At 66.7% G+C, this 1,068-nt stretch carries 2 protein-coding genes; both read left to right on the top strand.

Features of this window, described 5'->3' with window-relative positions; translation table 11 throughout:
* Positions 1-408 (top strand): recombinase family protein (locus IFT45_RS16640; RefSeq protein WP_192129549.1); only part of this gene is annotated, 408 nt, incomplete at its 5' end.
* A 334-nt stretch (positions 409-742) separates the two neighbouring features.
* Positions 743-1,068, top strand: a 326-nt coding sequence (locus IFT45_RS16645) for a CPBP family intramembrane glutamic endopeptidase (RefSeq protein ID WP_192129551.1), incomplete at its 3' end; no start/stop codon positions are given.

The following is a 1,068-nucleotide window of genomic DNA, read 5'->3' on the forward strand; positions in this document are numbered from 1 at the left end:
TGCCGCACCGGCGATGTCCTGGTCGTCACGAAGCTCGACCGTCTCGCCCGCTCGCTGCGGGACGCAACCGACATCGCGGATGAGCTGACGAAGAAGGGCGTCTCGCTCAACCTCGGGGGAGCGGTCTACGACCCCACCGACCCCGTCGGTCGGCTCCTGTTCAACGTCCTCGGCATGGTCGCCGAGTTCGAAGCTGACCTCATCCGTGCCCGCACCCGTGAGGGCATGGCGATCGCCAAGGCTGCTGGCAAGCTCCGCGGCCGCAAGCCCAAGCTCACCGCCTCGCAGGAGAAGCACCTCGTGCAGCTGCACCGGACCGGCGCCCACACCACGAGCGAGATCGCGGAGCTCTTCGGCGTGGCCCGCTCGACGGTCTATCGCGCGATCCAACGGGGGGAGCAGGCGTGATCGCCGTCGGATCACGCCTCGTGTTGAAGGCAGTGGTTCGCTGATGATGCTCGCTGATCTGCGTTCGAGCTGGAAGGCGTTCTGGGCTCGAGGGGGTCTCTTGCCTTCGGTGCTGGCGGGAGGTGTTTACTTTGCGTTCCTCGCTGCATGTGTCGTGATCGCCCGGTCGTTGACGTCGACATGGTCGCTGACGGCCGCGAACGCGATGCTCGTCGGTTCAGTCCTGCCCCTGGTGGTCGGTGCTGCCGTTCTGGTCATCTTCGCGAGGTCGGCCGGTCTTGCTGGAGCCCTGTTCCGAGGGCAGCCTCTCCGCGGGCGGAGGTGGATGTGGGGCGTGGTCGTGGTCGTGGCGGGGTTCAACGTTCTGCACTTGTTGAGCGTCGACTACGCGGCGATCGGGACGGACGTCCTGTCTGTGTGGGTGCTCACCTGTGTTCTCGTCGGCTTCACGGAGGAGGTGCTCTGCCGTGGCCTCATCGTCGATCTCCTCAGGCGCGCGAGCTACCCGGAGGGTGCAGTGGCGGCACTCTCGGCGGGGATCTTCGCGCTGCTGCACGCAGGCAATCTCGTCGTCGGTCAAGCGCCCCTTGCGACCGGGCTCCAGATCGTGTTGGCGTTCGGGACGGGGATCTGCTTCTACCTGGCGCTCCGAGTCACCGG

Source organism: Frigoribacterium sp. CFBP 13707 (assembly GCF_014842245.1).
GTDB lineage: Bacteria > Actinomycetota > Actinomycetes > Actinomycetales > Microbacteriaceae > Frigoribacterium > Frigoribacterium endophyticum.